The organism is Bacteroidia bacterium (assembly GCA_033391075.1).
Taxonomy (GTDB): domain Bacteria; phylum Bacteroidota; class Bacteroidia; order J057; family J057; genus JAWPMV01.
Window position 1 is genome coordinate 804755 of record JAWPMV010000001.1, and the last position, 22401, is coordinate 827155.

Here is a 22401-nt window from a genome sequence, read left to right on the forward strand (position 1 = left end):
AGCACCACCCGCTTTGTCCTCCCGGGGCTAGATTTTAGAAGGGCTCCTGCGCGCCGAGGGACCTTGGATTAAAGCGTACTCAAAATACATGATCTCTCAGCCCACAAGCCAGCTCACAGTCAAACTTCGAGATGACGCAACTTTTAAGAAACAATACCCTTGTCATCCTGGAATCTATCAGATATCCGGGATCTCTAGCTAAGGATGAACAAGCAAGAGATCCCGGCTCTAGTATGTAGGCCGGGATGACAACTCCTCTAAATTATTCTCTGTCATCTCGAAGCTTGGATGAGAATAGGTTCCTGTGCGCTCAGGGACCTTTTACTTCGAAGAGTGAAAAAGAATCCACGGTCTCTCAGCCCTCCAAGTTATCCGCAAACCAAACTTCCCGCTAGCATAGCTTTATTACTCAATCATGAATTTTCCCCTGATTTGGCGTTTTGACTATCTTTTTATGTAATTTCAATCCGTGAAACCCACTAATTTTGAAAACAATTACACACGAATAAAATGAAAGTAACAATCTCAAGGCTGTTGATGGCAGCTTTACTCGTATTTTTCTATGCATGTGGTGGTAGCGACTCAGATAGTCACACACATGAAGATGGAACTACTCACGAAAACCATGCAGAAGGACATGATGAGGCAGGAGAAGAAGGAAAAGGCGAAGCCGGAGAAGAAGGAATGAGCGAGAGTAGGGCCATGGTAAAAGGGGATATCAAAGTTACTCCTTTGAGTGGTTCTCCTGATTTTCCCAAAGCCAAACTGAGCCTCAAAGGAAAGGTAGAAGCTGGAGATGATGGAACTCATACCTTCAATTTCGATGTTAAAGACTATGATCTGGGAGCGCAAACACAAAAGCCAGCTCCTTTAGCCAATTCTGGTAAAGGGCAGCATATCCATTTCATCGTTGACAATGGACCTTATTCTGCTCACTATGATCCCATGGTAACTACTGAGAAACTTCAGCAGCCCGGCAATCATGTAGTATTGGCTTTTCTTTCCCGCTCGTATCATGAGAGTGTGAAGAATAAAAAATCTTTTGTAGTAACTCAGGTTCAGACAGGAGATACAGAGGCGGCAGAAGCTGACCTTTCAGCTATGCACATGTTCTACAGCCGTCCTAAAGGAACGTATAAAGGAGAAGATACCAAGCAGCTTCTTTTGGACTTCTTCCTGCTAAACGTAGATGAAGGCCTCTCAGAAGAAGGCTATAAGGTGCATACCTTTATCAATGGAGAAGAATTCCTGCTTACTTCCTGGGAGCCATATATAATCGAAGGCTTGCCTATGGGAGAAGTTGAGATCAAAATGACCCTGGTTGATGGAAAGGGAGACATGGTTCCCGGACCTTTCAATACCGTTACCAGAAAAGTAACTCTGGCACCAGCTGATCCTTCGTAAACACGAAACATTTTATATAATCAACCGGATTTGTACCTTTGGTGCAAATCCGGATTTTTTATGTACAAATCTCTGCTGCGACCGATCTTTTTCTCTCTGGATGCTGAAAAAGCCCACCACCTTACTTTTAGCCTCTTAAAATTCTCTTTATCGCTTCCATTGGTTCGAGACCTTTTTCGAATCAATACCGAACTCAGTCTCAAAAGTCTGGAAGTCAAACAATTTGGCCTGACTTTTAAAAATCCGGTAGGATTGGCGGCGGGTTTTGATAAAGATGCCTATATCGGCGATAAATGGAAGTATATGGGCTTTGGCTTTGTAGAGTTTGGCACCGTTACCCCCAGATCCCAGGCGGGTAATCCCAAACCTCGCCTCTTTCGCTTGCTGAGGGATCGTGCGGTCATCAATCGTATGGGCTTCAATAATGCAGGAGCTGATGCCATGCTGAAAAAGCTCAAAAGGATGAAGAAAGGTGACATGGTCGTTGGTATGAACATTGGCAAAAACAAGGATACCCCCAATGAAAAAGCGGTCGATGATTATGTATACTGCTTCGAATTGCTCTTTGATTATGTGGACTACTTTGTTGTGAATGTGAGTTCGCCCAATACCCCCGGATTGAGAAGTTTGCAGGAGAAAGAACCCCTGACCCAGTTATTGCTGAGGCTTCAGGATCTTAACCAGAAAAAAGAGAGTCCCAAGCCTTTACTCCTGAAGATTGCTCCAGACCTCACAGAATCGCAATTGGACGATATCGTAGAAGTTGCAGAAAAGGCTCAGTTATCGGGTCTGATTGCCACCAATACTACTATATCACGAGCAGATCTTGACACTCCAGAGGCTGAGGTAGAGGCGCTGGGAGCCGGAGGTTTGAGTGGATTGCCCTTGACGCATACTTCCTGGGAGATCATGAATTATATCCACAAAAAGACGGATGGAAAATTGCCTCTGATCGGAGTGGGAGGAATTATGGAGCCTTTGGATGCTAAAATGCGCATGCAGGGCGGGGCTTCTTTGGTGCAGGTGTATAGTGGCTATGTATATGAAGGGCCTGGCTTTGTCAAGCGGATTTTAAAGGCGCTGGCATTTCCGAAGTAGGTTCCCTCCTGAAACTGGCGAAAGGAAGTATCTTTAATTCTCTCCTGGACTCGGCAGCACAAATGCTACTTCCTTACTTTGAGAAAGTATGGAGTGCCTGCAAGCCAAAGAATAGCTTTGCAGGCTGCTTTTTTTTTTCGATCTTGAGTAAGACCTGAAACGCAATACCTTCCTTGAAAAAAAACATCATTTATTTTCGTGTAAACGGCACCTGCTTGAGTTTCGGGTTAGCAGAATAAATCGGCTCTGAGAGCCTGGGAAAGCGGTATAATAAGAGATAAACGAAATAACTTCGTATACACTAATGTTATGCTCAAATAAAAAAGGGGAAATATACAAATGGTAAAAATCTTTCTTATAATAATTTCACTTCTTTTCAACAGCCAAGCTTTTGGGCAAAAAAATGAAACTCCCCAAGAGCTTGGAAAAATTGTTTTTGAAGCTTTAACAAAGAAAGATTCAGCTTTATTTGAGAAAGCTAAAACGAATGAGGCAGATTTAATATTTGCAATTCAAAGAATGATGAAGAAAGTGGACAAAGAGATTGAGGATGAAAAAATAAAAGAAACATATACAATGTATTCTACAAATTTTATGCTCAGTTTTTTAGAAACAATAAAGCAAGGAGAAAATGAAGGAATTGAATGGTCTAAAATAACTTACTCAAAAACATATTTTAATGAAAGGCCAGATTCTGATCCAGAACATATAGAAATTGGAAGAACATATTTGGAGTTCAAATACCAAGACAAATTTTATGTCATCAAGATTGGAGATAGCATCAAAATAAAAGGCAATTGGACGATTGAAGATAAGATTAACTGGATAGGGAAAAGGGATAAAGATGATTCGTGGAAATCAAACAATTGAATAAAAGAAAACTAAGAGCATAACAAAACCTATCCCCAATTCTCCGCTGACGCTACGAACTAGGGATAGCTAATCGTTGTACAAAATGAAAAAATAGATAATGAATTTTCTAGGATTCATAAGGCGGAAGAAATCTAAAATGGTTCATGTAATTAAATACCCAGACGAATTCCTTATAGAGACTGTTAATTCTTCTAATACAGGTACATGGTTACGTTCAAAATTCGTATCCCTTAAACCGGCAACTATTGGGATCATTGAATTAGGAAAAATCATTTCTTTTCATCTTGAGAAGTCTGAAAAAGTCGATTATGAGAAATATGATTTGAAGGAAACAAATGAGAATTATAAAAAAGTATCTAAAAGAAAAACAATTAAAGAGCAAATGATGAACGCTAAGCTTGTTTCAGTACATAGCGAGAATAATACTATAACATTAACTCCTCATATAAATGGAAGGATAAAAGGTAACTCAAGAGGGTATGAGGGTATTGAAGAAGATGAACTAATCCTTAAAAATACTGGAGATATGACTGAAATAACTAAAGCTGTAATTAGGCTACTAGAGAAGTGTAAATAAAAACCTGTACAACAGAACCTAAACTCCATACTCCGCTAACGCTTTGTACGAGAGTTTAGCTAGTCGTTATCGAGAATATATAAAATGAAGAAAACAAACAGGGCTTTATTGGTAATAGGCATAATTGTATTTGGAGCATGTAGTTCTGATACAGAGGCAGATGGCAAAATGAAAGAGCCAGGTGATCCCAAGTTTAATCAGGTCATATTTTCAGAGGAAACCCAATCATTTAGTTTTATGGCTCTAGGGCCGGATGCAAATGTGTTTCCTATAATGGATAAATTGGGACGCTTATGGGGAGAACCAAGTATATATCCAGCTCAGTTAAGAAGAAATAAATTTGCTGACTATTTTGTTGGCGATGATCATCTGAGTAATTCATCAAGTCGCTCAAAAATTGCTACTCAAGTTTACAGTTATCTATATTGTTGGTACGAAACCAAATTTCCTAATTACGCTGGAGCAAACAATTCCATTTCTGTTTATATAAACCCTGTCGTAATCTCAAGCCCACTTTGGGAAAATATGTATCCTGAAGAATGGGACTCTTTTTTGTCATTTAGGGCGCTTGAAATAACCAAAGTAGAAATTCGGATTTCTCCTGATAATATTTCTGGCCTAGAATTATACGAGAGTGAAATAGAGGTCATGAAAAAAGTTATTCAACCCTTGATAGATGAAGAACTTGGTCCTCCGATGGAGTTAATACCTCCTAAACAACATTTTGTCGATTTTCTGGAATTATACAAAAAAAAGGAAGATATAAAGAAACGTTTTCCTCCCGAAATGCAAGAAGGATATTTTCCCGTTGTAGGTATTCCAAGGGATAGAAATGAAATCGATTTAAGGTTGTCATATTCTTATCCAATATCTAAATCAGTAGAATACCAAATCAAAATAACTGACTCGTTAAACAACAGCTTAGATCATGTATTGTATGTATCAAATAAATGGGAGAAAAGGGAGTTAGATAAACTAATTATTCCTAAATCTGATGCAAGTAGATCTGCAATTGATACCTATATATATCATATTCGAATTAATCAGCCTGAACTTGTGAATAAAATCTCTTTGAAGAGAAATAATGATAAAGAGTACCTTATTTATAAAAAAGGGGATCAAACCTGTTCCGGGTTTTTAATGAAGGATGTAAGTTCAATAAGTCAGGAAAAATAAAAATCGATAACAAAAACTATGTCGCCAGTCTCCGGCTAAAGCCTCCGACCGTCGCATAGTTCGCCGTTGTGCTCCATCAAGAAAAAAACAAAAAATCGTAAAGAGATTAAGCTCCCTCAATCATAATGGCTTTACCGTCAAAAGAAGTATTGGTTAGACAATCCACAAAAAACTTAGCAACGTCAGAACGAGAAATGAATTTTGGAAAGAAAATAGTCGGTTTATCAATAATTTGATATTTTCCTTTCCCCATTTTATCAGTAAGTCCAGCAGGTCTGATAGCAATAAACGGAACACCTTTTTCTTCAAGTACTCTCTTTTCAGCTTTCTCAAAATCGTTAAATCCTTCTTTTCCACCTATGCGTTGAAGTAAAAATTTAACAAACCAAGACGAACCACCGACACCAATACTTGAAATCATTAAACAACGTGGAGGATTAGGTTGGTCGGATGCAGCCAACATAATATTGTCATAGGCTTCTTCCATTATGAAGATTTTCTTTTTTGGTGGATTGCCTAAACAACTAACAACAATATCAACTCCTGACACAGCCTTTTCTACATCATCATAATTTGTTGCATCTCCTTTAAATACTTCAACATTGGCATTATCTGAAAGACTATATTTTTCAGGGGTTCTTACAAAGGCTCTGATTTTATACCCAGCATCCAAAGCTTGATTGACAAAATGACTGCCTAAATTGCCATTTGCACCAAAAACTAAAACTATGTTACTCATTTTAAATACTTTGTCTTATGAAATAGAATGTAGCAACAAGTACAAGAACAACAATAGGTCCGACCATTGCAGCAAAAGGTTCACTTGCTTTATATTGCAGAATTAATTCAACTACTTTCAGAACAACAAGAACCAAACAAGCCCAAGGAACAAGTTTGTCATTGAAACCACCTTTGCTAAAAAGACTGAATAGAATAACACCAGCCGCTCCCACTTCTAATCCTCCGAATGCGCTCATTAATGGTTTGGAAATTTCCAATTTATTCATCCAATCCATAGCCATTTTACCACCCAATTGTTTTCCAATTCCCGCTGCCATTTCAAAGGCAACTAATCCAAGACTTACAATCCAAAATAATATTTTCATTTTTTTGCTTTTTGAAAATTAACGATGACGCAAAACTATGGAACATTTACTATACATTATATAGCACTATACCAAAGTATAGTGTATCTTTGCAAAAACGGATAGCAATGGATAAGGCATTAAAAGATAAAATTGAAGAGTTTAAGAGTTACAGAATAGACAAACCTCCTTTAGAAATAATCGAACATTATCGAAAGGAATTACAAGCTATTCAAGATACAATGGAGATTGTGCAAGGAAGGTGGAAAATGCCGATAATTGCATTACTCTGTAATGGAGAGTTTAGATATTCTGAATTGGAGAAAGGGATACCGAAAATTACTCCAAGAATGTTATCAAAAGAATTGAAAGATTTAGAGATAAATGAATTGGTAAAAAGAAAAGTGTACGATACCATTCCAGTAAAAGTAACTTATAAACTTACGGATTATGGATATACACTCGTACCTTTAATAATAGAATTGACAAATTGGGGAAAGCAACATCGAGAATATTTAATGAAAGAAAAAAGACGAGAGCACAACAAAGGCTAAAACGGCAATAGCTCCCATACGGTCGCTACTGCGTTTAGCCAGACCGTTATCAGCTATATTTTCACTTATGACTGACTGGAAAAAAGATACTGCCTGGGAAGAATTCACCGCAACAACGAATGAAATCGAAAAGATAGATACTTATGTAGATGCTTTAGATATGGAGGTCAGTTATAATCATTTTTCTGATGGTGGATATGCCTCTTTAGCTATCAAATTAAAAGATCATAAAAAAGCTGGAATAGATTTAAGCCCTTATCTAATTCCAATCGGAAATATCCTAACAATCAATTTAGAGAATAAATTTAAAGGTCCTAGATATTCAAAAAATCCCTATTGGTACGAAAGCCTTGGGGTAGAAAATGAAGAGATCCAGTTTGGATCAATTCTCCAGTTTATCGAATACCGAAAAGCAATAATGTTTTTTGATTTTTCTCTAGCAGAAAAGATTTTAAAGACAAATGAGCCCAATCAGATTCTTAACCTATCCCAAAGTATAGAAAGATTTTCGCCCAATACCTGGATGCATAAATGCATAGAAATTTGTTGGGAAGCCTTTGACTTAATAAGCAAACAGTCTAAGGCCTGGAGAAAGGAATTGTTATCGAAAAGAGGAAGGCTATTTGTTGAAAAGAATGAGATCCTATTTTGGGGGACTAAAGAAAATGAATATGATATTAACAATGCATTGAACCTATCATTATGGCCAAAACATAATGTATATGGAATCCTATTAGCATTATACTCAATTGAAAACGAAATTAGCTGATAACAATCTCTACGCCGCTACCTCTCCACTGACGGTTCGATGAGAGCGTGTAGAGCGGCGTTCTCAAGCATAATAAATATATCCCAATTAGGAGCACAAAAAGCTAATATTTTCGTAAATTGGAGTATGGAAAGAGTGGTAAAAATAGTTGGACTTCACGATGAGCAATCAGATTTAAAATTCTGGTTGAATAAAACTCCTGCAGAACGCCTTGCCGCCATTGAAATCCTTCGCCAGCAATATGTCAGATTCAAACGTATTCAGCCCAGACTTCAAAGAATTTGTCGAATTGCTAAATCGCCATGAAGTTAATTACATGGTAACGGGAGGATATGCAGTAGGTGTATACGGATATCCTCGCTATACAGGAGATATTGACTTTTGGGTAAGTGCCTCCTTAGAAAATGGGAATAGACTTGTCCAAGTATTTGAAGACTTTGGACTTAAATCTTTTGGTTTAACCCCAGAAGACTTTGCAAAGCCAGAACAGGTTATACAGATCGGCTATCCTCCTTTTAGAATAGATGTGTTAACAAGTATTGATGGAGTAGATTTTGTAGATGCCTATCCTAATAGGAGTACTTTTGAAATTGATGGAATCTCAGTGAATTTTATTGGATTGGAAGACTTGAAAATAAATAAAAAAGCATCAGGTAGAGGGAAAGATATAGAGGACTTGAAGAACTTGGGGGAATAAAAAATAACGTTTGAGAACAAAACCTAAACTCCATACTAGGCTGTTGCTGCGTACGACCTTTAGCTGTTTGTTGTAGTGCATTGTGGATATGAAAGGAAGAATAATGCGAAATATTACCCGATTAAGTCTTCACGATTCTCACATTGAAAAAATTGAGATCATTAAGAATAAGCTAATCTTGAATATAGATTGGGCTAAATTAGAGAACTATCTAGAAAAAGACATTGATGAAGGATTAATTCTTGGGAAATGTAAACTAGTTTTTGACGGAATCAATGAAGAGAGATTAAGGTTAGATTTTTCTGGAATACTGGGAAAGGAAAACATTGAACCGAAAGAAATTCAGTTTGATATTGATTTATTCAAGGATTGGTTGATTCTTGAAAACAAAGCCATCTCAAAAAACAAGTATTGTATAAGTGGTTTAATTGATCTTGATGATAGTTCTGCTTGGTTAGATTGGAGTTTTTCATTTTCTAACTTTATGTTGACATGGAGCAATTCAATTACTTGGATAGAATGGCGAAATGGAAAATTAGTAACGGAATAAAAACGACACTACAACACGGAGTATAATGCATACCCTTCGGGATACGCATCATACACAGACCGTTATGCTCAATATAATGAATACATGAAAAAATTAATCTTTCTCTTTATATCCTATCTATTGCTATTTAGTTGTGAAAAAAAGGAGTACTCTTTGGTGCCTAAAGTTTTTATTTTGTTAGATACGGCTAAACAGGACATAGAAATTAATAATGACAGATTATACCACGTGAATAATCTTATTGAAGCATGTAATAATGAAGGGATTTTTAGTAAAGTGGTATACGGCAGGAAACTCATGCCTGAGTTAAGTGGCTTTGAAAATGAAATTGATTTAGATGATCAAGGATCGTTTGCTATGATAGTTCAAAATAAGGAAGGAAGAATTTACATAGAAAAGACTTTTGGGACCGATATAGACCTAATGTTAATAATTAAGAATTTCTTTGAAGCAGGAATAAACCAGAACTTAAAAAACTAAATCAATAAAATAGGAATTAAATAAAGTTGAGACACCAAAAATAAAATAAGCACAACAAAACCTAAGCTCCATACTCCGCTGAGGCTGCCTAGGAAGCTTGGATAATCCTTCTCTGCTAGCATAAAAAATCAAGATCACATTAAACCTTCACATACTTTCATAGTCTGAATGAGAACAAATAAGCTGATATAACAATAAAACAGACTGATGGTGAATGTTAAATATTTCATACTCTCAATTGCGCTATTCCAATTCACATTAGTTTTTGGACAAACTGATGTCCAAAGCAAAGCGCCTTCTTCAAGTCCACTTGCTGAACAAAAGCAATCACTCTTGGAGGCTCATAGTAACCTTATCAGAAAAAACGATTCCTTTGTCACAGATAAGCGTGAAAAGATATTCAGTCAAGAGTTAGCGCACTTTACCTTAATAATTGATTCTTTGGAGCAAAGCGTGCAGAAGCTTGTCAGGAAATCCGAAGGAAATTTTGAAGAAATAGATGCTCAAATAATTGATAGCCTATTGACGGAAACAAAATTCAAGTATAGACGATATCGATTGTTGTATCCACAAAACTATCATCGCTTCTCGGGTTTTAATAAAAAAGCAAGCGTTTCCAGTGAGTATTTTGAAAAGGTAATGAAGGGAAGTTTTGATAAGCCATCCTTATTGCAGTTTAAAGAATATCGAAGATGTATGAATTTCTATTTTGATATTCTTTCTGCTGGAGAATACAAGTTTTCACACCTTGAATATGTTCCTGTAAAGCGTTTGGACAAGCGTTATGATGCCATAGCTGACTTGGACGCTCATCAGAGCCTGAAAGATTTTTTTATCAAGGAGCATTTTACTTCAAATATTTGGACCTATCGTGTCGAGGCTTTTGATTATGCTTTCGCGAAAGTTTTGAAAGATGTCAAAAATCAAGCGTATATAAAGGAGATTAAGGATACCTACAAAATGGGTAAAGACAGAAGGAATGATGCTAGTGAAATAAAAATGTACAGAACTGTAAATGGCATCACCCTTAATGCTCATATTTTTTATCCGGAAAATCACGATAAAAGTCAGGCAAAACCTGCACATTTGTTTTTTCATGGTGGCGGTTGGGCGATTGGATTACCTGAATGGAGTTATGGCGCATGTCAGGCTGCCTCAGAAGAAGGAAGAGTTGCTATCGCCTTCGATATTCGTCTTAGGAATATCCACGCTACAGATGTAAAAGCTTCGGTTAGTGATGCGCTAAGTGCAATAGCCTGGGTTAGGGAACATGCGAAGGAATTAGGCATTGACCCAAACAAGATTTTGGCAGATGGTTTTTCTTCAGGTGCACATTTAGCCTTGGTTTCGGCTATGATTGAAAAGCCTGAAGATTTTGGGGTGAAGTCAACATATAGTTCAAAACCTGACGCCATAATTTTGGGTTCCTGCCCATACGACATTGCAGGCAGAGATGTTTACAACATCAATTACGATACACGAACAATCTCACCCCTTTATCTTATTAAGGATAATCTCCCTCCCATACTCGCCTTCCACGGTGAGGACGATCGTATGGTCAAATTCTCTGAATTTGAAAAATTCAAGGACGCCATTCAAAAAACCAATAATAGTTTCACTTCACGTTCATATGCTGGTGCAGGACATTTTTATTTTAGAGGAAGTTCTCAAAAGGATTCGGATGAAAGAAGAAGACTTACTGAAGAATTTTTGCTAAAAAATGGTTTTAAAATAAAATAAGACCTGTAGAGAACAATGTGTATAAGTAATAGCGGTCTGAATGATAAAACGAAAGAGAAAATACAAAACAAAGCTTCGTGCATAGCCAAAAGATTGGGGAATAGAAATCCACTACTTCTCATACACTAGACCCTTGTGTCTCATCCTGAAAACATTTAAGTGTGAACTAATTAAATGAAAAGAAATATACAGGAACTCTTGTCTATAAAATTTGGAGATCTTTATGGCTCAGCCAAAGTAATTAGTGCTGAGAATAGGTCAATCAAAAAGAGTGATGAAATATTGTTATTGAATTTAGAATTGAGTGCCCCTTTTCAAGATATGTTTACAGAAATGAGAATTCGGTGTTTTAAAGGGGTTGCAACCCATTTAATGTTCAATTCTTATGTGGCTCCAAAAGCAAAATTATATCCACTGATTAACTGCTTTGTGGATGAATATGGCCCTGATCAAAATGGATTTACGACAGAAGACTGGAAAGGGAATAGCCATTATTCTTTAGGTTGGGGCTTTAGCAACGAATTGCATGAACCTGCATACGATAATTCAGACTATAAAGGAAATTGCTTCTATTCATTTTCGATATCAAAACCTGGGGATGGTACGATTGAATTGTCTATTTTAGATTACAAAAAATTAGATAGTTTGTTTGTGGGATTAAACGATGAAATCATTCAAAGAGCTAAAGCACATCTAAAGCAAATAATTTAAATAAGGAGAAACTTAACTATAAAGGCGCAAAAAATGACGAATACATGACAAAACCTAAACTCCATACTCCGCTGACGCTACGCATGAGAGTTTAGCAAGCAACTAACGAAAACCATAAAACGATAGCCTCTTGTATTAAAACAAATTAATATGTACAAATTATTAATATTAGCATTTACAATTCTAATTTGTTTTGGCTGTGATGAAGATCAACCAACAACCATAGATATACCCAATGATATAGAACTTGACTTAGACCAAGATGGGGTCTCTGATTTTGTTATCGCTTATTCACTGCGAACAGAGGGAGACCCAGTGGGAAACTACCAGGCAGTAAGGATGAATATTGAATCTTTGGATGAGGATCAAGTACTAAAGAATGAGGATCAATATCAGCTTATTTTTCTTAAGGAAACCAATGTAATAAAAACAGAAGCTGAATCTCCTTTTTTCTGGGAAACAACTAATCCATCCTCAAACATCAGCACTCCAATTGCAAGAATTAGAACTGACTACGATGAAACAACTTGGAATGATAAATGGAAAGTCTTTAGCTTGGAAGAGAATGAAACATACCTAATTGGGTTTAAACTACTCGATGATAACAACTCTCAAATAGGCTTCATTGAGTTTTCAGTAGATACTCAAACGGGCCAATTCAATCTTTTGAAAACAGAGTTTTTATAAGGTCAGAGTGAATTAAAAAAGCCTATGCCTAATAAAGCATAAAACGTCAATATGGCCTAAATGGCCATACTGTGTTTATGGAAAACGTCAGAGGAAGTGTATAAAATGGAAAAGGAGATAAAACTAGAACTATTTGCTGACTATTTTCAGTTTTATCTTCAAGACGAAGAAACTGCGGAAGAAATTGAAGATGCTTGGAACAAAGCAGACCTGGATCGAAAACTCGTAGTAGATAAGGATCAAGTAATTATTGGAACGGCCAGAAATATGACAGTCCAAGTTTTACTAAAAATCTATTATGATCCACCTCCAATGAGCATAAACAGTCAGCACTCTATAGATAAAATAAATGAATGCGATATCGAAACTGCTTCCGGAAATTTAGTAATAGCTGGATGTACTGACTATTATCCCGAAGCTAGAAGAATAAGATTAGAAAAAGATATTTACCGATTGAGGATATACTATTATAACCTGAGTAAGCTAAGTGAAGATGGATTAGAAGGAGAAGATTTTTACGAAATCCATTTATGGAGAACGAATAAAGCTTCAGGATTGAAAATCATTAAATAAGAAATCCTCTAACTCAGTTGAGCAGCAGCCAGCATCTATAGGAACTTTCAGAAGTCTAATTAACCCTTAGTGCTAATTAAACACTTAGCCAATTTTCAATTGTAACATCTTTAAATGGCTATCGTCTTGCAATAAATTATTCTTTGCAAATGAACTCTTTAAAGATTTTCTCATTCCTTGCTATACTCTTTTTCTGTAGCAATCCAATTTTTTGTCAGCTTGATAGTGACAATTTCGAATTCGAATACAACGATATTAAGTACAAGGGATCCATTGAATTGCCCAATCAAAAAGCCCGAGGACTGATAGTTCTTATCCCAGGCCATGGCCCTACGGATTTTGTGGAGGGAGCAGAATACAGTGAACTAAGGGACTTCTTTAACGAAAGTGGATTTACTGTTTGTTTTTGGGACAAAGCGGGTTGTGGGCAAAGCGAAGGAATTTATGATCATAATCAATCCATTGAAAGTAGTGCCGAAGAGGCCATTGCGGCCCTATCTAAACTCAAAAGTTTAAATGTTCCAGGTTCCAGGCAAATTGGTCTTTGGGGCATTAGTAGAGCTGGTTGGATATGTCCTTTAATAATAGAAAAAGACTCTTCCATCGCCTTTTGGATTTCGGTCAGCGGGACTGATCAGTTTGAGAACTCACGATATATGTTGGAAGCCAATCTAAGGGCGGAAGGTAGAAGTGAACCAGAAATTGATTTACTCATGAACGAATGGGATCACTATCAAAAAATTCTGGTCAGAGGTGGGGAATCACTCGAAAATTTCCTCAATGCTATACCCAACCTTATGAAAGATCCCTATTTTAATCCAAATAACTTTCAATTCTCAGAAGAAGTATTTAACTCTATACAATATGCCTACCAAAATAATGGTGTAAGCTATGATGATTCAACCAACCTGGCAATTATGGTTAAGGATTTTGAGAATAAGTTAAAAAGACTGGATATTCCGGTTCTGGCAATCTTTGGGGAAAGAGACACTCAGATTGACTGGAAAAAGACGCAAATCATTTACGAAAAAACAATAGGAAGTAATTCCAAAGCTGATTTAACGATAAGTACTTTTTCAAATTGTAATCATACCATCCAAAATTGCGAAAGTGGAGGGATAAATGAAAATTTGGAAAAATTCGGATATGCAGTTTGCGATGGCTACTACGATACTATGCTCATGTGGTTAAATAAACTAGCACTAACACAAAATAAACGCCATTAAAACGGGCGTTTATTCAAAAGCTTGTGTGCCATAAAAGATTATGATAATAAAACATCAACAATTCAAATTATTAGAAAAGATTGTGCTGGAACGAGTGGTTTTCAGACCACCGCTTAAAGGAAATATCAACATGCAGGAAGAAGCCTGTTTTCTGCATGTTTTAAGGGGAAAGTCAACTTTGTATTTTCCCAATAGCAAGAAAAGTGTGCAAGGTCTTGACAGTGTATTAATGAAATGTGGAAGTTATATACAGGATTGGCACAAAAATGAAGATGGTAGTGATAATGAAGCCGTTCTCATACATTTTTATCCCGATGTCGTTCAATTGGTTTTTGATAATAAAATACCCGATTTGCTTGCCAAAAAAGGTATTAAGAAAGCACCTGAGACGATGAGCGTCCAATACGAGCAGGTGATTAAGTCCTATATAAACAGTCTTTTGATTTACTTTGATACGCCCTCCCTGATTGATGAGGAAATTATTAAACTAAAAGTCAGGGAATTGATTATGCTTATCATTAGAAGCAGTCCGGGAGAAGAACTAGACAATATGCTTGGCGGTCTTTTTGACCAAAACAAGTATTCGTTTAACAAAATAATTGATACCCACCTCTATGAAGACCTGAGCTTACAGGATTTAGCCATATTGACCAACCTCAGCTTATCTTCTTTCAAACGAAAATTTACCTCTATTTATAGTGCCAGTCCTGCCAAGTACCTAAAAGAGAAAAAGCTGGAAAAAGCGAAAACACTTCTTGAAAACACTACTTTAAGAATGACTGAAATAGCCTTCGAGTGTGGGCTGCCCGATACAAAAAACTTCTCCAGATTGTTCTCCTCTGTCTATGGTCTTTCCCCTTCCGAATACAAAAAAAGCATCTTGACCCGAAAAGAGGAATAGTTGAGCTTTTTTGAACCCTTTTCATCCTTAAACCATCTTTTCTTTGCAGTAACATTTACTTCAAAATTAAATGAAGTATGATCAACAATTCAGTTACTAAAAAATTAGAAAAATGCAAGTAATTAAAAGAATAGAGATTAATAAACCAATAGACGAAGTTTGGAAAGTATGGGCTGAAGAATTTGATAAAGCAGGAGTCTGGATGGCTCAGGTAAACCACACCATTCAGAAGTCTACAGGAACCAAGTTGGAAGAGGCTCCCATGATTGGAAGGGTATGTAATTTTACCCCTAATCCGGATGGCGCAAAAGCCATAGAAGATATTGTCTTATACGATGATGTTAATTATCGATTGAATCTTGAAATAGTTCCCGAAAATGTACCGATACCCTTGGAAAGAAATATCTTTAAATCCTCCTTGAAGAAACTAGCTGACAATAAAACGGAACTTGTTGTAGAAGCCAATATAGAACTTAAATGGAAAGGATATTTTCTTTATCCAATTATTAAAAATGGCTTCAATAAAAGCTATGGCGAATTATTGGAGGAATTGAAATATTTTATTGAAGAAGGGGACGTACATCCTCGAAAACAACGGAAAAATAAAACTGCTCAAAAGGAAGTGCTGCACCTTCATAACTAACAATTATCTAATTATAAAATTATGATACGATTTGCTCAAATTCTTTCGGCACTTTTTGTGCTCGTTCTGGGGGCTTCTGCACTGACAACCATCTTTTCCCCCATGTCCATTAATGAGCCAAGTGGGTTTAATGCGGTAACAAATTACGGCATTACCAATTTACGAACCCTGGGAGCTCCTACCCTAAGTTTGGCTGTAATTACGGCTATAGGTGCTTTGAAAAAAGAATGGCTTTTAATCCTGCCTGCTTCACTTTATTTCCTCTTTAATGGTTCGGCAAGGCTTATTTCCGTTTTTGTTGAAGGGTATGAACCCATTATGTTACGTGGTTTGATTTTAACATTTACGCTTTTTGCCCTCTCGCAAGTAGCCTTACATATGTTCAAACGAAGAGACAAAATTGGAATTGCTTAGATTAGTTTTAGAGGAAGGATTGAAAAGTACTTTTGAACCCAAAACTTAAACGAAAGTGAAAGCTGAAAACTTTAGAACATTTGAAAGAAGTTACTGGAATTCTTGAAAACTTTGTAACTTAAAAACAGCACACAACAAAGTATAAAACGACAATAGCCCCTAAACGGGGCTACTGTGTTTATATGAAAACGTTTTGCGTCATTAAGGAAAAACAGTATGGAGACAAATTTTGAAATAGAAGAAAACTATGCAGTTCAATTAAACGGAATACATATCGACCTTCACAATAACTTTGAATTTAAAAATGTCTCATATGAATACTTTGAAGACGGAAAAGTAATTCGGATCGGTTGCGATAAGATTAAATTAGCTGCAGAAAAATAAGTAGAAAAATGGAAAAACAAGTTGGACAAACTAAAGATGTCGGTTTTCAATTTGGGTTGAGAAAAACCTTTTCCGTCTCAAAAGAAGAAATGTGGGAATTCCTTTTTTCCAAAAACGGATTAAGAATTTGGCTAGGGGAATTAAAAACGGAATTTGAGCTAAAAAAGCATTATGAAACTGAAAGTGGTATTACCGGATTTGTTCGGATTTTCAATCCATACTCACACATCCGAATTAATTGGAAAAAAAAGGATTGGAATAATCTATCAACTGTTCAAATCCGAGTAATAAGCAATAAAGAAAAATCCACTTTTATCATTCACCAGGAAAAATTATTGGACTCAGGACAAAGAGCAGAAATGAAAGAATACTGGAATGTCATTATGAACAATGTTTTCCATGAAATAAGTAAAGCCAGCAGCTAAGCATGTATATCAGGTTCATCGCTGCTAAAAGCAGCCAGGCCACATGACATAAGACCCTTGGCAGGAATTCGGTACGAAAAAGAGATTTGCAACTGCTAATTCAACAATTAACTTAAGGAGCAAATTTCGAGAAGTATGTTATTAGTTAAATTTTGGCTGAACTATAATTAAGAAAATGCAAACAACAACATTTCTGACATTTGTAGGTGATCAATGCGGAAAAGCAGAAGAAGCGATAAATTTCTACACTTCTATCTTTCCGAACTCGGAAATCAAAAGCATAACCAAATACTCAGAAGGTGAGGCTGGAGGAACACCAGAGCTTATCAAATATGGAGTATTTACAATAAATGGGGTAGAGTACCTGGTCTCCGAAAGTAATTATAATCACCCTTGGTCATTTACACCAGGAGTATCCCTCTTCATTTCCTCCAAATCTGAAGATGAGATACAAACTTTATTCGAAAAACTATCTTCAAATGGAGGCCAGATTATGGTTCCTCTGGACAACTACAAAGGTGTAGGTGATTACGGATTTGGTAAAAAATTCGGATGGTGTGAAGACAAGTATGGTATTTCATGGCAATTTAATCTTTCAGAATAACTTCAAATTGTAAGATAAGTGGCTCTATTTGATGGGATAGGTAAAATGGAAAAATAACAAGTGCCAGCATGGTGTTTTCCCAGGAGGTGGTACTGCAGACCGGTATCTTGAACAGGAAAATACTTAACAAGTATAATGAAATGAAAATTCTTGCCTCAATAATTATCTCTTTATCAATCCTGAATTCTCTGGATGCCAAATCCAAAATAATTTACGGGATTGTTTATAACGATTTAGGTGAAAAACTTCATGAGGTTAGCATATCCTTAAATGGTAATGAAACCTCTACTATTACAGACTGTAATGGAAAATTTCAAATTAGAGCAGAAAAAGGAGATACCTTAATTGTGTCAAAAGATGGATACCTAATCGAGAAAAGAAAAGTCAAGGTGCTTGGAAGAAATAAAATAAGACTTTGCTTTGATTATACAGGATTCAAAGAAAAAATGGAAGGATATTCATCCATTTTCCTTCCTGGAAGTCAACCCTTATTTATTCTTGATGGGAGTCCCCCTCAAAGTAGCTACTATTTGGCTGTAGCAGAGAATGCTCAGGAAGAAGATTTTTTGCCAGTAATAGTATTAAAAGGAAAAGCAGCTACTGATCTTTTTGGAGAATGTGCCCGAAATGGCGCTATTTGGTTAAGAACAAAATGTGGGCTATTTAATCAAAAGGGTGAAAGAGTGCATTTCATAGAGCCATAAAAACAAAAGGACTGGCTAAAAAACATTGATCAATACACCATCACCCTTCCAGCCAATAGCTAAAGTGGCTGTCTATGAGTATAGCTTACCCTTACAGCTAAAAAAAAAGAGATGAAAACTTTTACTACTCTCCTTTTACTGTTTTTAATAAGTATTCCATTAAAAGCTCAAGAAAAAGGAAAACCAATTATTGATATGCATCAGCATGCCAGATTTAAGGTATGGCTGGATGAAACTGGAAATCCCTATCCAAGATTATGTTTCCCTTATCCATGTGATGCCGAAGCAGCAAAAGCAATAAAAGATGAAGACATTCAACATCTTACGTTGGAGGAGATGGCTAAATACAATATTGTGAAAGCAGTAGTCTCGGATGAAAATTTAGATGATGTCTACAAATGGAAATCTTCTGATCCAGAAAAATTTATTGCAGGATGCGCCTTTTTTTCTATTAAAGCTGCCGACTCTTTAAGATTTAGACAGGAACTCGAAAATGGAAATCTTCAAATCATGGGAGAAATTGGTGTCCAATATGATGGAATGGCTCCCAATAATAAAGCACTTGAACCATATTTTTCTCTGGCTGAAGAATTTGACGTCCCCGTTCTAATTCACTGTGAAGGAATTGGCGGGGGAGATCATAGATTTAATTTGTCTTCTGGAAATCCCTTGCTTCTACAAGAAGTATTAGTTCGACATCCAAACTTGCGAATTTATATTGAAAATGCTGCCTGGCCATTTTTGGAAGAGATTACTTCATTAATGTATAGGTATCCAAATGTATATGTGGATTTTTCAACAATAGTATGGTTAGCCCCGGAGACAAGTGTATATAAATATTTAAAAGGCCTAATTGAAAATGGATTGGGGAAAAGGATAATGTATGGTTCAGATCAAATGGAATGGCCAGAATCTATTGGAATTGGAATCGAAAGGATAAGGAAAGCAGATTTTTTAACGGAAGAACAAAAAAGAGATATATTTTATAACAATGCTGCTCGATTTTTAAAATTAAGCGATGAAGAAATCAAGAAGCACCATGAATAAAAAAGCATCTGCCTGAAACAGGGGCCACTCGCTATCTCTCCCTTAGGCTTCGAGACTGTTGAGTAGACTTAGCTAGGGTGTCAGCAAAAAAATAAATAGATAGAATAAATGAAGAAGATATTTGTATTCTTATTTGAGGGATTTTCGGATTGGGAAATAGCTTTTCTGACACCTGAAGTAAAAAAAAGTGAAAAATTTGACTTGATTTACTTTTCAGAAAAAGGAAACCCGATTTCGTCAATGGGTGGTTTGCAAATAAGGCCAGATAGGGCTTTGAAAGAGATTACTCCTGAATCCATAGATCTATTAATTCTACCAGGTGGAACTGCTTGGGAAAAAGGAGAAAATGAAGGGATTCAACAGTTAACGAAAACTGTTTTCGAATCAGGTAAAACTGTTGCAGCAATTTGTGCAGCTACGACCTATCTTGGCCAATTAGGAATTCTGGATAATTCAAGGCACACAAGCAATGATTTGAACTATTTAAAGGCAATCGCTCCCAATTACCGTGGGGAAAAAAATTACGAGAACACATTAGCTACAAGGGATAAAAATCTTATTACAGCTAATGGAATTGCTCCCATTGAATTTGCCAAAGAGATATTTACGAACATAAAACTCTATGATTCAGATCATATTGAAAAGTGGTTTCAATTGTTTAAAAACGGAATTTGGGAAGAGTAAAGTCGAATTCATAAGAATACCGATCCGGCATCCTGTGCTTCACTACGGCCCTTCGGATAGTTAGTCAATGGATGCCATGAGAATGAAAAATTGAAGAAAGTTCGAATAATTGATAAGCTGAGAATTCAAAGCTGGCTATGACTTTATCAAATGATTTTTTTGAATTTGTTCAAGACCAATTATCTCCCTGGTGCAAGATCGATAAAAAACGAATGTTCGGTGTCTTAGGGCTTTATCGAGAGGGTTTAATGTTTGGCATTATTGCCAAGGATATTGTCTATCTGAAAGTAGATGATTCGAATAAAGATAAATACCTGGATGCGGGTTCGACCCCCCTAAAAGTCTTTAAAAATAATTCTGTAGTACCTTCTTATTATAAACTTCCTGTAGATGTCCTGGAGAATGCTGAAGAATTTATTGAATGGGCAAAAGAATCCTATGCAATTCAAGTAAACAAAAACTTCAATTAGTTCTTCTAACTTCTGATAGCGATGCCCTTAGCCACAATTATGAGAAGAAGGATTACATTCCTGGCTTTCATTTTCATGTGCAATTTGACCTCTTACGGGCAGATTACGCTCATTCGATAAAATCCGATGATAAAAGAACAGGAGCGAATGGGGCTTTATGAGGGCCATGTGCCCTCACCCTATTTTGAATCAGCTATGAGTTTTCTATATGCTGGATTTGGAGTGAGTGAATGTAGACTTTGTGGTAAAGCGAAAAAAAGCTGAAACCAGCTAGCCTCCAGCCAGCAGCTGAGCAAGACAAGTTTTATCAAAAGGCATGGATCCTAATTTATAAGCTAATGATACGAATCATATACAGTTGGAAAGTAGCACCAGAAAAACGGGATCTTTTCATTGAAACCTGGAAAAAGACCACCAACCACATCCATGAAGAGGTCAAAGGAGCGAGAGGCAGTTTTATGTTGCAAGGGGAAGAGGATAGGGGAGAAATAAAAACAATCGCCAGATGGGATTCTCTCCAGGACTGGGAGAAGTTCTGGAAGGATAGCAAGCCTGATCAAATGCAATCAATGCATGAGTTAGGGGAGCGAACCTCCGTTGAAATATTTCGGGAAGTTGAGGATTTTACCCGCTGAAAGGAAAGGGATTATAGATGTGAATTAGTTGTTTGGTAAGCTAAGGTGGGAACATAGATTTCACTAGATTGCAAATAAGCACTTGCAGCACTTTCCAAGATGAACAACAAAAACAAAAATTTCAACTTTTGGCAAAAATGCCTGACCTATGCGAATCTTATCACCATAGGAGTAGGCCTTTTGGTAGCCTTTGCCGGGGATTCCATCTTTTTTGAATTACACAATCAGTACACAAAAGAAGTCTTTTTTGCTGGGCAGGAATTTGGACCTGATGTATTGATCTTCAAGAAATGGCTATTCGGAATAATTGGGGGAACGATTGTAGGCTTTCATTTACTCATGGTGATGATTTCTGAGAATGCTTTCAAAAAGAAAGAAGTCTGGGCCTATAAAGCCATGTGGGGGGGACTCTTGTCCTGGTTTATGATTGATAGTGGACTTTCCCTGTATTATGGAGCCATTCACAATCTTGTACTCATAAATATTGTGGCTTTGGTTTTGATTGGGATTCCCTTAATAATGACACGAAAAGAATTTTCTGTGCAGGCCGCCAACTGATTTAAAGCCTGTACGTTTAAAAGACTCAAATTGCCTCCAAAAACAAATAATATTTAGCAAGCATTGAAGACAGCAGCTGAAAGTAAGTAAGCAAGGAAATTTTGATGGGATTGTCAGGTGAATACAAATGGAAGAAGCAAATAGATCTTTCCATCCAATATGATGATAGTAAGGGTCTAATTTCACTCTATTTCACGAATGGAGAGGAATACAAGCTTATTCCCATTCATGGTGATGAGATGGACTTTGTTAATCCAAATACCGGAGTGAAAGTTTCATTCATTAATAAGGATGACTTTCGTTCATTTACTCTTTATGGGCAAACGGCTGGCAAGTTGAAATCTCAGACGGAAATCTCGTTGCAGACCCGAGTATTCTGGCTCGAGCTTTAGGAGCCCCTGCTATAAAAAAGCAAGTCCTTCTTTATCTGAGTATGGATGCCCGCCTGAATCACCCTTCCATTGAAACCTATGGGAAAGGATATTTTTTGCCCCACCCCCTGATACAATGGTTGGCGGACCCGTATAAAAGAAAAGATGAAGATATTCTCGATCCTCTGATGTCTCCTTTATTTACAGAGGATGTATCACAGCTGCCTCCTGTTTTTGTTTGTATGGCAGAAAAGATCCGCAAAAGAGGACGGTGGGGCTTATGCGAAAAGGATGTAGGAAGCAGATAATCAGGTCAACTTTAAGGAATACCCGTAGGTTATACATGGCTTTTTCAATATGC

The 22401-nt window shown here is 36.7% G+C and carries 30 protein-coding genes; 28 read left to right on the forward strand and 2 right to left on the reverse strand.

Features of this window, described 5'->3' with window-relative positions:
* Window positions 1-510 precede the first annotated feature (510 nt).
* The 5 genes from R8P61_03115 (at window position 511) to R8P61_03135 (ending at window position 5128) form a co-directional block, all read left to right on the forward strand.
* Window positions 511-1404: a hypothetical protein gene (locus tag R8P61_03115; protein MDW3646027.1), complete on the forward strand. Its 894-nt coding sequence runs from the start codon at window positions 511-513 to the stop codon at window positions 1402-1404.
* A 60-nt stretch (window positions 1405-1464) separates the two neighbouring features.
* Complete coding sequence (locus R8P61_03120; GenBank protein ID MDW3646028.1) at window positions 1465-2502, forward strand: quinone-dependent dihydroorotate dehydrogenase; 1038 nt, start codon at window positions 1465-1467, stop codon at window positions 2500-2502.
* A 339-nt stretch (window positions 2503-2841) separates the two neighbouring features.
* A complete protein-coding gene (locus R8P61_03125) occupies window positions 2842-3372 on the forward strand; it encodes a hypothetical protein (protein ID MDW3646029.1) in 531 nt (176 codons plus the stop codon).
* A 100-nt stretch (window positions 3373-3472) separates the two neighbouring features.
* Entirely contained in the window at window positions 3473-3952 is a 480-nt protein-coding gene (locus tag R8P61_03130; protein ID MDW3646030.1) for a hypothetical protein, read from the forward strand.
* Between the two features lie 84 nt (window positions 3953-4036).
* Window positions 4037-5128 carry a hypothetical protein gene (locus R8P61_03135; GenBank protein MDW3646031.1) on the forward strand — a complete coding sequence of 364 codons (1092 nt, stop codon included), beginning with the start codon at window positions 4037-4039 and terminating at the stop codon, window positions 5126-5128.
* A gap of 106 nt (window positions 5129-5234) precedes the next feature.
* Here the strand turns inward: R8P61_03135 and R8P61_03140 are convergent, their stop codons facing one another.
* The gene (locus tag R8P61_03140) at window positions 5235-5867 is read right to left on the reverse strand and encodes an NAD(P)-binding oxidoreductase (protein MDW3646032.1); all 633 of its coding nucleotides are present in this window, start codon (window positions 5865-5867) and stop codon (window positions 5235-5237) included.
* Window position 5868: 1 nt separating this feature from the next.
* Window positions 5869-6234 (reverse strand): DoxX family protein, encoded by a 366-nt coding sequence (locus tag R8P61_03145; protein ID MDW3646033.1) that lies wholly within the window; start codon window positions 6232-6234, stop codon window positions 5869-5871.
* A gap of 107 nt (window positions 6235-6341) precedes the next feature.
* Between R8P61_03145 and R8P61_03150 the strand changes: the two genes are divergently transcribed.
* The 23 genes from R8P61_03150 to R8P61_03260 all read left to right on the forward strand — a co-directional run bounded on the left by R8P61_03150 (window position 6342) and on the right by R8P61_03260 (window position 22348).
* A complete protein-coding gene (locus tag R8P61_03150) occupies window positions 6342-6767 on the forward strand; it encodes a helix-turn-helix domain-containing protein (protein MDW3646034.1) in 426 nt (141 codons plus the stop codon).
* A gap of 67 nt (window positions 6768-6834) precedes the next feature.
* Window positions 6835-7536, forward strand: coding sequence for an NADAR family protein (locus R8P61_03155; protein ID MDW3646035.1), 702 nt, complete (start codon window positions 6835-6837; stop codon window positions 7534-7536).
* Between the two features lie 241 nt (window positions 7537-7777).
* On the forward strand, window positions 7778-8233 hold the full coding sequence (locus R8P61_03160; GenBank protein ID MDW3646036.1) for a nucleotidyltransferase: 456 nt from the start codon (window positions 7778-7780) through the stop codon (window positions 8231-8233).
* 88 nt (window positions 8234-8321) lie between these two features.
* Window positions 8322-8783 (forward strand): hypothetical protein, encoded by a 462-nt coding sequence (locus R8P61_03165; protein ID MDW3646037.1) that lies wholly within the window; start codon window positions 8322-8324, stop codon window positions 8781-8783.
* A gap of 84 nt (window positions 8784-8867) precedes the next feature.
* On the forward strand, window positions 8868-9263 hold the full coding sequence (locus R8P61_03170; protein ID MDW3646038.1) for a hypothetical protein: 396 nt from the start codon (window positions 8868-8870) through the stop codon (window positions 9261-9263).
* A 207-nt stretch (window positions 9264-9470) separates the two neighbouring features.
* On the forward strand, window positions 9471-11003 hold the full coding sequence (locus R8P61_03175; GenBank protein MDW3646039.1) for an alpha/beta hydrolase: 1533 nt from the start codon (window positions 9471-9473) through the stop codon (window positions 11001-11003).
* 174 nt (window positions 11004-11177) lie between these two features.
* Window positions 11178-11714, forward strand: coding sequence for a hypothetical protein (locus R8P61_03180; protein ID MDW3646040.1), 537 nt, complete (start codon window positions 11178-11180; stop codon window positions 11712-11714).
* 150 nt (window positions 11715-11864) lie between these two features.
* A complete protein-coding gene (locus R8P61_03185; protein MDW3646041.1) occupies window positions 11865-12401 on the forward strand; it encodes a hypothetical protein in 537 nt (178 codons plus the stop codon).
* A 105-nt stretch (window positions 12402-12506) separates the two neighbouring features.
* The gene (locus tag R8P61_03190; protein ID MDW3646042.1) at window positions 12507-12974 is read left to right on the forward strand and encodes a hypothetical protein; all 468 of its coding nucleotides are present in this window, start codon (window positions 12507-12509) and stop codon (window positions 12972-12974) included.
* A 149-nt stretch (window positions 12975-13123) separates the two neighbouring features.
* Window positions 13124-14200: a hypothetical protein gene (locus R8P61_03195; protein ID MDW3646043.1), complete on the forward strand. Its 1077-nt coding sequence runs from the start codon at window positions 13124-13126 to the stop codon at window positions 14198-14200.
* Window positions 14201-14240: 40 nt separating this feature from the next.
* Window positions 14241-15101, forward strand: a complete 861-nt coding sequence (locus R8P61_03200; GenBank protein MDW3646044.1) for an AraC family transcriptional regulator — start codon at window positions 14241-14243, stop codon at window positions 15099-15101.
* Window positions 15102-15213: 112 nt separating this feature from the next.
* Window positions 15214-15744 (forward strand): hypothetical protein, encoded by a 531-nt coding sequence (locus R8P61_03205; protein MDW3646045.1) that lies wholly within the window; start codon window positions 15214-15216, stop codon window positions 15742-15744.
* A gap of 21 nt (window positions 15745-15765) precedes the next feature.
* Window positions 15766-16158 (forward strand): hypothetical protein, encoded by a 393-nt coding sequence (locus R8P61_03210; GenBank protein MDW3646046.1) that lies wholly within the window; start codon window positions 15766-15768, stop codon window positions 16156-16158.
* 392 nt (window positions 16159-16550) lie between these two features.
* The gene (locus R8P61_03215) at window positions 16551-16967 is read left to right on the forward strand and encodes an ATPase (protein ID MDW3646047.1); all 417 of its coding nucleotides are present in this window, start codon (window positions 16551-16553) and stop codon (window positions 16965-16967) included.
* A 175-nt stretch (window positions 16968-17142) separates the two neighbouring features.
* Window positions 17143-17571: a VOC family protein gene (locus tag R8P61_03220; GenBank protein ID MDW3646048.1), complete on the forward strand. Its 429-nt coding sequence runs from the start codon at window positions 17143-17145 to the stop codon at window positions 17569-17571.
* A 140-nt stretch (window positions 17572-17711) separates the two neighbouring features.
* Window positions 17712-18275 (forward strand): carboxypeptidase-like regulatory domain-containing protein, encoded by a 564-nt coding sequence (locus R8P61_03225; protein ID MDW3646049.1) that lies wholly within the window; start codon window positions 17712-17714, stop codon window positions 18273-18275.
* Between the two features lie 111 nt (window positions 18276-18386).
* On the forward strand, window positions 18387-19322 hold the full coding sequence (locus R8P61_03230; GenBank protein ID MDW3646050.1) for an amidohydrolase family protein: 936 nt from the start codon (window positions 18387-18389) through the stop codon (window positions 19320-19322).
* A 108-nt stretch (window positions 19323-19430) separates the two neighbouring features.
* Entirely contained in the window at window positions 19431-20006 is a 576-nt protein-coding gene (locus R8P61_03235) for a type 1 glutamine amidotransferase family protein (GenBank protein ID MDW3646051.1), read from the forward strand.
* Between the two features lie 137 nt (window positions 20007-20143).
* Window positions 20144-20476 (forward strand): TfoX/Sxy family protein, encoded by a 333-nt coding sequence (locus R8P61_03240; GenBank protein MDW3646052.1) that lies wholly within the window; start codon window positions 20144-20146, stop codon window positions 20474-20476.
* 338 nt (window positions 20477-20814) lie between these two features.
* Entirely contained in the window at window positions 20815-21111 is a 297-nt protein-coding gene (locus tag R8P61_03245) for an antibiotic biosynthesis monooxygenase (GenBank protein MDW3646053.1), read from the forward strand.
* Window positions 21112-21210: 99 nt separating this feature from the next.
* Window positions 21211-21669, forward strand: a complete 459-nt coding sequence (locus R8P61_03250) for a hypothetical protein (protein ID MDW3646054.1) — start codon at window positions 21211-21213, stop codon at window positions 21667-21669.
* A gap of 104 nt (window positions 21670-21773) precedes the next feature.
* Window positions 21774-22061 (forward strand): hypothetical protein, encoded by a 288-nt coding sequence (locus R8P61_03255; protein MDW3646055.1) that lies wholly within the window; start codon window positions 21774-21776, stop codon window positions 22059-22061.
* Between the two features lie 11 nt (window positions 22062-22072).
* On the forward strand, window positions 22073-22348 hold the full coding sequence (locus R8P61_03260; protein MDW3646056.1) for an alpha/beta hydrolase fold domain-containing protein: 276 nt from the start codon (window positions 22073-22075) through the stop codon (window positions 22346-22348).
* Window positions 22349-22401: the final 53 nt, after the last annotated feature.

What these genes read in the sequence shown, in the direction of transcription:
- R8P61_03215 (MDW3646047.1), top strand. Translation starts at nt 16,551, where the DNA reads ATGGAAAAACAAGTTGGACAAACTAAAGATGTCGGTTTTCAATTTGGG.
- R8P61_03235 (MDW3646051.1), top strand. Translation starts at nt 19,431, where the DNA reads ATGAAGAAGATATTTGTATTCTTATTTGAGGGATTTTCGGATTGGGAA.
- R8P61_03245 (MDW3646053.1), top strand. Translation starts at nt 20,815, where the DNA reads ATGATACGAATCATATACAGTTGGAAAGTAGCACCAGAAAAACGGGAT.
- R8P61_03155 (MDW3646035.1), top strand. Translation starts at nt 6,835, where the DNA reads ATGACTGACTGGAAAAAAGATACTGCCTGGGAAGAATTCACCGCAACA.
- R8P61_03220 (MDW3646048.1), top strand. Translation starts at nt 17,143, where the DNA reads ATGCAAACAACAACATTTCTGACATTTGTAGGTGATCAATGCGGAAAA.
- R8P61_03225 (MDW3646049.1), top strand. Translation starts at nt 17,712, where the DNA reads ATGAAAATTCTTGCCTCAATAATTATCTCTTTATCAATCCTGAATTCT.
- R8P61_03240 (MDW3646052.1), top strand. Translation starts at nt 20,144, where the DNA reads ATGACTTTATCAAATGATTTTTTTGAATTTGTTCAAGACCAATTATCT.
- R8P61_03200 (MDW3646044.1), top strand. Translation starts at nt 14,241, where the DNA reads ATGATAATAAAACATCAACAATTCAAATTATTAGAAAAGATTGTGCTG.
- R8P61_03135 (MDW3646031.1), top strand. Translation starts at nt 4,037, where the DNA reads ATGAAGAAAACAAACAGGGCTTTATTGGTAATAGGCATAATTGTATTT.
- R8P61_03170 (MDW3646038.1), top strand. Translation starts at nt 8,868, where the DNA reads ATGAAAAAATTAATCTTTCTCTTTATATCCTATCTATTGCTATTTAGT.
- R8P61_03180 (MDW3646040.1), top strand. Translation starts at nt 11,178, where the DNA reads ATGAAAAGAAATATACAGGAACTCTTGTCTATAAAATTTGGAGATCTT.
- R8P61_03195 (MDW3646043.1), top strand. Translation starts at nt 13,124, where the DNA reads ATGAACTCTTTAAAGATTTTCTCATTCCTTGCTATACTCTTTTTCTGT.
- R8P61_03230 (MDW3646050.1), top strand. Translation starts at nt 18,387, where the DNA reads ATGAAAACTTTTACTACTCTCCTTTTACTGTTTTTAATAAGTATTCCA.
- R8P61_03175 (MDW3646039.1), top strand. Translation starts at nt 9,471, where the DNA reads ATGGTGAATGTTAAATATTTCATACTCTCAATTGCGCTATTCCAATTC.
- R8P61_03190 (MDW3646042.1), top strand. Translation starts at nt 12,507, where the DNA reads ATGGAAAAGGAGATAAAACTAGAACTATTTGCTGACTATTTTCAGTTT.
- R8P61_03160 (MDW3646036.1), top strand. Translation starts at nt 7,778, where the DNA reads ATGTCAGATTCAAACGTATTCAGCCCAGACTTCAAAGAATTTGTCGAA.
- R8P61_03185 (MDW3646041.1), top strand. Translation starts at nt 11,865, where the DNA reads ATGTACAAATTATTAATATTAGCATTTACAATTCTAATTTGTTTTGGC.
- R8P61_03150 (MDW3646034.1), top strand. Translation starts at nt 6,342, where the DNA reads ATGGATAAGGCATTAAAAGATAAAATTGAAGAGTTTAAGAGTTACAGA.
- R8P61_03115 (MDW3646027.1), top strand. Translation starts at nt 511, where the DNA reads ATGAAAGTAACAATCTCAAGGCTGTTGATGGCAGCTTTACTCGTATTT.
- R8P61_03255 (MDW3646055.1), top strand. Translation starts at nt 21,774, where the DNA reads ATGGGATTGTCAGGTGAATACAAATGGAAGAAGCAAATAGATCTTTCC.
- R8P61_03165 (MDW3646037.1), top strand. Translation starts at nt 8,322, where the DNA reads ATGAAAGGAAGAATAATGCGAAATATTACCCGATTAAGTCTTCACGAT.
- R8P61_03210 (MDW3646046.1), top strand. Translation starts at nt 15,766, where the DNA reads ATGATACGATTTGCTCAAATTCTTTCGGCACTTTTTGTGCTCGTTCTG.
- R8P61_03205 (MDW3646045.1), top strand. Translation starts at nt 15,214, where the DNA reads ATGCAAGTAATTAAAAGAATAGAGATTAATAAACCAATAGACGAAGTT.
- R8P61_03250 (MDW3646054.1), top strand. Translation starts at nt 21,211, where the DNA reads ATGAACAACAAAAACAAAAATTTCAACTTTTGGCAAAAATGCCTGACC.
- R8P61_03125 (MDW3646029.1), top strand. Translation starts at nt 2,842, where the DNA reads ATGGTAAAAATCTTTCTTATAATAATTTCACTTCTTTTCAACAGCCAA.
- R8P61_03130 (MDW3646030.1), top strand. Translation starts at nt 3,473, where the DNA reads ATGAATTTTCTAGGATTCATAAGGCGGAAGAAATCTAAAATGGTTCAT.
- R8P61_03140 (MDW3646032.1), bottom strand. Translation starts at nt 5,867, where the DNA reads ATGAGTAACATAGTTTTAGTTTTTGGTGCAAATGGCAATTTAGGCAGT.
- R8P61_03120 (MDW3646028.1), top strand. Translation starts at nt 1,465, where the DNA reads ATGTACAAATCTCTGCTGCGACCGATCTTTTTCTCTCTGGATGCTGAA.
- R8P61_03145 (MDW3646033.1), bottom strand. Translation starts at nt 6,234, where the DNA reads ATGAAAATATTATTTTGGATTGTAAGTCTTGGATTAGTTGCCTTTGAA.